The organism is Defluviimonas sp. D31 (assembly GCF_033436765.1).
GTDB lineage: Bacteria > Pseudomonadota > Alphaproteobacteria > Rhodobacterales > Rhodobacteraceae > Albidovulum.
This window is the reverse complement of the sequence record NZ_JAWQFN010000001.1, coordinates 311,131-318,455: the sequence shown is the minus strand read 5'-3', so window position 1 is coordinate 318,455 and position 7,325 is coordinate 311,131. Positions and strand designations below refer to the sequence as shown.

The following is a 7,325-nucleotide window of genomic DNA, read 5'->3' as shown; positions in this document are numbered from 1 at the left end:
GGGGTCCGGGGGCGGGACGCCCCCGGCCACCGCCGCCGCGCGCGAAACCGGCGCGTGGATGTCGCAACCGGCTTTGCCTTTGCCGCGCCCATGGGTTACCCGGAAGGCAGCCAACAACGGAGGTCCCCATGCCCGCGCTTCTGCCGAACATCGACCCGGACGGGCTCGAGGAATTCTCGGTCGTCTTCACCGACCGCTCACTGAACCACATGAGCCAGGCCTTCCAGGGCGTGATGCGCGACATCTCCGCCCTCCTGAAGGAGGTCTACAGTGCCGAGGCCGTGGCGCTGGTGCCGGGCGGCGGGACTTTCGCGATGGAAAGCGTCGCGCGCCAGTTCGCGGGCGGCAAGAAGGCGCTGATCGTCCGCAACGGCTGGTTCTCGTTCCGCTGGAGCCAGATCTTCGACATGGGCGGCTTCGCCGGCGAGACCGTCGTCGCGATGGCGCGCCAGACCGGCAACTCCGCCCGGTCGCCCTTCGCCCCCGCGCCGATCGCCGAGGTCGTCCAGGCGATCCGCGACACGAAGCCCGACGCCGTCTTCGCGCCCCATGTCGAGACCGCGAGCGGCATGATCCTGCCCGACGATTACCTCAAGGCGCTGGCCGCGGCCGCGCATGAGGTCGGAGCGCTCTTCGTCCTCGACTGCATCGCCACGGGCTGCGTCTGGGTCGACATGAAGGCGATCGGCGTCGACGTTCTGATCTCGGCGCCGCAGAAGGGCTGGTCGGCCTCGCCCTCGGCCGGGCTCGTGATGCTCTCCGCCGCGGCCCTGCAGCGGCTCGAGGAGACGACCTCGTCGAGCTTCGCGATGGACCTCAAGAAGTGGCGCGCGATCATGGCCGCCTACGAGGCGGGCGGCCACGCCTATCACGCGACCATGCCGACCGACGCGCTCCGCGCCTTCCGCGACACGATGCAGGAGACGAAAGACTACGGCTTCGAGCGCCTGCGCGACGCCCAGTGGAAGCTCGGCAACGCGGTCCGGGCCGAGTTCGCGTCGCGCGGCATCACGTCGGTCGCCGCCGAGGGCTTCGGCGCGCCCGGCGTCGTCGTCAGCTTCACCGAGGATCCCGAGGTCCAGACCGGCAAGAAGTTTGCAGCCCAAGGCGTTCAGATCGCCGCCGGCGTGCCCCTGCAGGTCGGCGAGGGCGACTCCTACCGCAGCTTCCGCATCGGCCTTTTCGGGCTCGACAAGCTCTATGACGTCGAGGGCACGGTGGCGCGGGTCAAGCGGGCGCTCGACGCGGCGCTCTGACCGGAATTGCCGCGCAGGCCTCCCGGCGTTACCCTTCAAGGGGCCGGAAGGAGGGTGAAATGACCGACGTCGCAAGTCACTATACAAGGGGCGAGGGGCTCGCCGCGCGCATCGCGGCGAGCCTTGAGGGGGCCGGCAAGGACCTCGCCCGGATCACCACCGCCGATCTCGGGCCGGTGGACGAGTTCCACATCCGCGGCCGCGCCGCGACGCTGGAGCTTGCCCCCGGCCTGAAGCTCGACCCCGCGTCGAAGGTGCTCGACCTCGGCTCGGGGCTCGGCGGGCCCGCGCGCACGCTGGCCGAGACCTTTGGCTGCCACGTCACCGGCATCGACCTCACGCCCGAATTCTGCCGGGCCGCGACCGAGATCAGCGGCTGGCTCGGCCTCACCGACCGCGTGACCTTCGTGGAAGGCGACGCCACCGCGCTGCCGTTCGAGGACGCCGCCTTCGACGCGGCGCTGACCTTCCACGTCGCGATGAACATCGCAGCCAAGGACCGGCTTTACGCCGAGGCGCGCCGGGTCCTGAAGCCGGGCGGCCGGTTCCTCGTCTATGACGTCATGCAGGGCGAGGGCGGGGCGATCCACTATCCGGTGCCCTGGGCGCAGGATGCCTCGATCAGTTTCGTCGCCACGCCCGACGAGGTGGACACGCTCCTGACCGGCGCCGGGTTCCGGGTGCTTGACCGCACCGATTCGAGCGACGAGAGCGTGGCCTGGTTCGAGGCGCTGTCGGCTCGGATCGCGCAGTCGGGCTCCCGCGCCGCGTCAAGCGGCATGATTCTCGGCGAGGGCTTCGAGGAGATGGTGCGCAATCAGGTGCGCAACCTGACCGAGCGGCGGATCCGCACGGTGAGCTTCCTCTGCGAGGCCTAGCGCATCCCGAGCCCGGCCTTCATCAGCGTCCTGCGCACCGGCGCCAGCGAATAGAGCGCATTCAGCGCGCCCGCGCGCAGGTCGCGCAGGGGCCGCGCCCCGAGCATCGAGGTCCGGTTCAGAAGGTCGATCCCGGTCACCCGCGCCTTCACCTCGGGCCAGCGCCGGCGGTGATAGGCCAGAAGCATCGCCCGCTCGCCGAGCCGGTCGGGCGCCGCCTTCGCCAGATCGACGAGGCAGGCGAGATCGGCGAGCGACATGTTCAGCCCCTGCGCCCCGATCGGCGGCACCACATGCGCCGCCTCGGCCAGAAGGGCGATGCGTTCGGCCTCGAACCGGTCGGCGATCTGGCTGATGATCGGCCAGACCGAGCGCCGCGTGACCAGCGTCAGCGGTCCGAAAAGCCCGGCCGAGCGCGCCAGCATCTCGGCCTCGAACTCCGCCACCGGCAGGGCGGCTAGCCGCAGCACCTCGGGCCCGGTCTCCATCCAGACGATCGCCGAGCAGGGCCTGCCGTCGCGGTCCGGCAGCGGCACCAGCGTGAACGGCCCGCCCGTGCGGTGGATCTCGGTCGAGACATTGTCATGCGGGATCGGATGGGTGACCGCGAAGGCGAGCGCCTTCTGGCCGTAGCGCGTGGTCTTGACGCCGATGCCCGCCGCCTCGCGCACCGGGCTCGCGCGGCCGTCGGCGGCGACGAGAAGCCGGGCCGAAACCGTGGTGCCGTCCGAGAGCGTCACCAGCGCGGCATCGGTGCGGGTCAGCACGCCCGCCGTGGCGACGCCGGGGCGGAAGCTCACGTTCGGCAGCTCGGCGATCCGCGCCACCGTCTCGCGCCGCAGAAGCCAGTTCGGAAAGTTCCAGCCGAACGGCTCCTCGCCGATCTCGGCCGCGTCGAAATCCTTGACGATGCGCGGCTCGGGCGCTTCGCCGCCGGCATCGACGATCCGCATCACCTTCAGCGCGGCGGCATGGGGCGCGAGCCGCTCCCAGAGCCCGGCCGCCTCCAGCACCGCACGGGCGGGCTGCAGGAAGGCGGTGGTGCGCAGGTCGGCGCCGTCCTCCTCGGCCCCGGTCACGGGGGGCGCGGGATCGACGCAGATCACGCGAAACCCCGCGGCGCCGAAGGCCGCCGCCGCGGTCAGCCCGGCGACGCCGCCGCCGGAAATCAGGATATCGGTCGTCTCGCGCATCGTCTTCGCCCCACGTTCGCGGCGCGAAGATAGACCGGACGGGCCCCCGCGTCCAAGCGGCAAGCTGTCCCGGCCTAGTTGCCGAGCGTGATCATGATCAGGACCACGAACATCACCGGCACCATCGTGAGCGCGGTGAGGCCGAGCGCGACGAGACCCCAGGTCTTGACCGCGAGCACCATCAGCGTCGCGAGGATGGTGAGGAAGTACCAGAGGTTGTCCGGCGTCCCGTGCACCAGATCGCGGGCGATCCAGCCGAGGACGGGGACGGAATAGTACCAGGGCAGGCGCGGGGCCAGTGGCATCGGGGTCATGGGAATCTCCTGTTCGCTGCGGTGCGGCATAGGGCTGCGCCCGCAATGCCGCAATGGACGAAATGTCGCAGCGTCAAGCCTCAGCGCCCGAGCGCCGAGAGGAAGCCCGCGAGGTCGTCGGTATGGTGGTGGATGTGGTCGGCGGGCTCGGCCACCGGCGCGACATGGACGGTGCGCATCCCCATTGCGTGCGGCGCGGCGAGGTTGCGCGGATCGTCCTCGAACATCGCCGCGCGGGCGGGGTCGATCCCGTCCCGCGCGAAGACCGTCTCGAAGGCGCCGCGCTCCGGCTTCGGCCGGTAGCCGGCATGTTCGACGCCGTAGACCGCGTCGAAGATGCCGCTCAGCCCGCGCGCCGCGATCACCCGTTCGGCATAGGGCGCCGAGCCGTTGGTATAGACGATCCGACGCCCCGGAAGTGCCGCGATCGCCGCGCGCAGCGCGGGATCTGGCGTGAGCCGGTCGAAGGCGATGTCGTGGACATCGACGAGATAGGGCGCGGGATCGGCGCCATGCTCGTGCATCAGTCCGGCGAGCGTGGTGCCGTAGAGCCGCCAGTACTCGCTCCGCAGCCGGTCCGCCTCGCCCCTGGCCACGCCGAGAAGCTGCATGACATAGGCGGTCATCCGCGCCTCGATCTGGTCGAAGAGCCGCGCCTCGGGCGGGTAGAGCGTGTTGTCGAGGTCGAAGACCCAGGACCGCACATGGGGAAAGTCGGCTTGGTGCATGGCCGCGACACTACGCGCTCGGCGCGCGCCCCGCAACGGAGGCGCTTGCCTTCCGGGCAGGCTGCCGCTTAGGCTCGCGCTCCGGCCGGGCAACGGGCGGCCGGGCGAGGGAGGGAAGATGCAGAAGGACGCCTATACGCTGATCCTCGAGGCGATCGACGGCGGGGTCTACCGCCCCGGCGACCGGCTCGTGGAGGCCGAGCTCGCCGAACGGTTCGGGGTGTCGCGCACGCCGGTGCGAGAGGCGCTGCAGCGGCTGGAAACCCAGTCGATGCTGGCGCGCGACGGCCGCTCGCTCATCGTCGCCTCGCTCGACCACAACCAGCTCGCCGAGCTCTACGTCGTGCGCGCCGAGCTCGAGGCCCTTGCGGCGCGGCTCGCCGCCAAGCACGCGACGCCGGAGGAGGTCAAGGTTCTGGCCGACATGGTCGAGGCCGACCGCGCCCATCTCGGCGACCCCGCCGCCCTGTCACGCGCCAACCGGCGGTTCCACAAGCAGATCCACCTCGCCTCGCACAACCGCTACCTCGTCCAGCAGCTCGACCTCGTCCACCGCTCGATGGCGCTTCTGGCGACGACCTCGCTCGCCGCCGAGGGGCGCGGCCAGACGGCGCTCGCCGAACATGCCGCCATCGTCAAGGCGATCGCCGACGGCGACGGCGAGGCGGCCCAGGCGGCCCTGCGCGCCCATATATCGAAAGCCTTCGAGACCCGGCTCAAGCTCGACGCCGGCGCGGCGCGGGACGTCGGCGAAGGCTGACCCCGGAACCCTGACACCCGGCGGTCAGCACGGCCGTGCGTCCGCCGCCGGGGCGACCAGCGCGGGCGGCGGCAGCACCGGCCGCTCGGCCGCCTCGTCCCCGTAGCCCGCCGCAACGGACAGCGTGATCCGCGCCTTCGTCGTCGCCAGCGTGCCGCACCGTGGCCCAAGCGGCACCGCCTCGGCGTCCGGTGCGGGCAGGTGCACCGGGCGGGTCAGCACGAGGATCGGCAGCAGTTCCGGCACGTCGGCGCCCGCAGCAAGCACGCCGTGGGCGGTCTTGTCCCAGAAGAACGGCCGCGCCACCCATTCGTAGAGCCCCTTGAAGGCCGAGAGCGTGCCGAGCGGGTAATATAGCTGCAGCGTCGGCACCCATTTCATCAGGTGCCGGTGGCCGGGGCCGCGCGTCGCCCAGACCCCGACCGCGAGGTTGACGCCCTCCGCGGCCACAAAAAGCGCGATCAGCGCCGCCGTGAGCCCGGCCGGCCAGGCACCCGCGAACACATGCGACCGCCCGAGCGTCAGGAGCCAGAACGACCACAGCACCGGCGCCATGAGCGAATGCGAAAGCGAGCCGAGAAACAGGATCTGCACCCCCCAGAACCGCTTGGCCCCGAGGTCGCGCCAGAGCCGGGCCGGGTCGCGCATGTGGCTCGCCCAGGTCATCGCGTAGCCCTTCTGCCAGCGCGACCGCTGGCGGATCCAGGTCCGGACGCGCGCGTTCGGCTCCTCCTCGGTCACCGCGTCGATCATCTCGGTCCGGTAGCCGCGCCGCGCCAGCCTGAGGCCGAGATCGGCATCCTCGGTGACATTGTGCGCGTCCCAGCCGCCGAGCGCCTCGATCGCCTCGCGGCGGAAGAAGAGCGTGGTGCCGCCCAAGGGCACGACGAAGCCGAGCCGGGCGAGGCCGGGCAGCACCGCGCGGAACCAGGCGGCATATTCGATAGTGAAGCAGCGCGTCAGCCAGTTGTGGCGCGCGTCGTAGAAATCGAGGATGCCCTGGAGGCAGGCGACCTCCGGCCCGTGGTCGTGGAACCCGCGCACCATCTTGCGGATCTGCCCCGGCTCCGGCGCGTCCTCGGCGTCCCAGACCCCGACGATCGCGCCCCGGCAGAAGTCGAGCGCGTAGTTCAGCGCCCGCGGCTTGGTCCTCACCGTGCCGTTCGGCACCACGATCACCCTCATCCAGCGCGGCAGGTCGCGCTGCGCGAGCGCCTCCTGGGTCTGGTGGTCGTCTTCCTCGACGACGAGCAGGATGTCGAGCAGCTCCTTGGGATAGTCGATGCGGCCGATGCGGCGGATCAGCCGCGGCGCGATGTCGTTCTCGCGGAAAAGCGGCACCATGACCGAGACGACTGGCAGCCGCGCCTGGCCGGGCCGGGGAGCGGGCAGGGGCGCGGAGCGGGCGCGGTACTCGGAGAGGAAACAGGCGAGCTTCAGCCCGGTGCCGGAGGCGAGAGAGATCACGGCCCAGAGCGTGAGTAGAGCGAAGGTCGCGGCCGGCGCCGCGAGCGTGCCGCAGGCCAGCGCGGCGAGCACGGCGGCGGCGGCGCGGGCGATCACCGTGCCGTCCTGCGCTCGGCAGCTCTCGGTCGCCGGCGTCCGGGTCTCGGCGCGGTGGACCATCGAGCTGCGGCGCGCGGCGAGAATCGCTTCATGGATCCCCTGTTCCGGCGCCAAAGCCATCACAACCGGGCCGAATCCCTGCGGCAGCCGGGCACGCAGCGCCGCGAACTCCTCGGGCCGCGCGGTCACGATCACCGTCGCGCCGCCGATCCGCCGCCACGGCAGCGCCGCCTCGGCGAGGCAGGTGTCGCATCCGAGCCGGTCGATGAGCCGCGGGTCGGGCGGCTCCGCGCGCAGGTCCACCACCTTGGCGCCCCATTGCAACGCGAGCGCCGCCATCAGCTCGGCCTCGCCGACCCAGCCGTGAGCCAGGAGCACGTCGCCGAGCCGTACCGCCTGCCGGTCGCGCAGTGCGATCGCCTTCAGGAGATTGCCGGGGTCGACCGCCCGCATGTCGAGCAGGATCTGGCCGAGCGGCTTGCGGCCGATCCGCGCCGCCCGGTCGGCACGGCGGGCGAATCCGCCCGGCTGCGCGGCCGGGCGCGCGGCCGGCACCGGGGCCGGGGTCACGAGACGAAGATGCGGGGCGGCGGAGGACATTCGGGATCCGGGGCAAGAACGTGCCCCGAC

The 7,325-nt window shown here is 71.7% G+C and carries 7 protein-coding genes; 3 read left to right on the top strand and 4 right to left on the bottom strand.

All coding sequences use genetic code 11. The features are described 5' to 3' along the window. Positions 1–128: 128 nt before the first annotated feature. Positions 129–1,256 (top strand): aminotransferase class V-fold PLP-dependent enzyme, encoded by a 1,128-nt coding sequence (locus R5H32_RS01535; RefSeq protein WP_318336918.1) that lies wholly within the window; start codon positions 129–131, stop codon positions 1,254–1,256. A gap of 59 nt (positions 1,257–1,315) precedes the next feature. After that, complete coding sequence (locus tag R5H32_RS01530) at positions 1,316–2,134, top strand: class I SAM-dependent methyltransferase (protein ID WP_318336917.1); 819 nt, start codon at positions 1,316–1,318, stop codon at positions 2,132–2,134. Here R5H32_RS01530 and R5H32_RS01525 read toward each other — a convergent pair. The 3 genes from R5H32_RS01525 to R5H32_RS01515 all read right to left on the bottom strand — a co-directional run bounded on the left by R5H32_RS01525 (position 2,131) and on the right by R5H32_RS01515 (position 4,369). After that, a complete protein-coding gene (locus R5H32_RS01525) occupies positions 2,131–3,327 on the bottom strand; it encodes a UbiH/UbiF family hydroxylase (protein ID WP_318336916.1) in 1,197 nt (398 codons plus the stop codon). The genes R5H32_RS01530 and R5H32_RS01525 overlap by 4 nt on opposite strands. A gap of 74 nt (positions 3,328–3,401) precedes the next feature. Further along, the gene (locus tag R5H32_RS01520; protein ID WP_318336915.1) at positions 3,402–3,641 is read right to left on the bottom strand and encodes a hypothetical protein; all 240 of its coding nucleotides are present in this window, start codon (positions 3,639–3,641) and stop codon (positions 3,402–3,404) included. A gap of 80 nt (positions 3,642–3,721) precedes the next feature. Then, positions 3,722–4,369 carry a pyrimidine 5'-nucleotidase gene (locus R5H32_RS01515; RefSeq protein WP_318336914.1) on the bottom strand — a complete coding sequence of 216 codons (648 nt, stop codon included), beginning with the start codon at positions 4,367–4,369 and terminating at the stop codon, positions 3,722–3,724. Positions 4,370–4,487: 118 nt separating this feature from the next. On the opposite strand from R5H32_RS01515, the gene R5H32_RS01510 reads away from it, so the two are divergent. Next, entirely contained in the window at positions 4,488–5,129 is a 642-nt protein-coding gene (locus R5H32_RS01510; protein ID WP_264771450.1) for a GntR family transcriptional regulator, read from the top strand. Positions 5,130–5,153: 24 nt separating this feature from the next. Here R5H32_RS01510 and R5H32_RS01505 read toward each other — a convergent pair whose 3' ends face one another. Beyond that, complete coding sequence (locus R5H32_RS01505) at positions 5,154–7,295, bottom strand: glycosyltransferase (protein WP_318336913.1); 2,142 nt, start codon at positions 7,293–7,295, stop codon at positions 5,154–5,156. Positions 7,296–7,325: the final 30 nt, after the last annotated feature.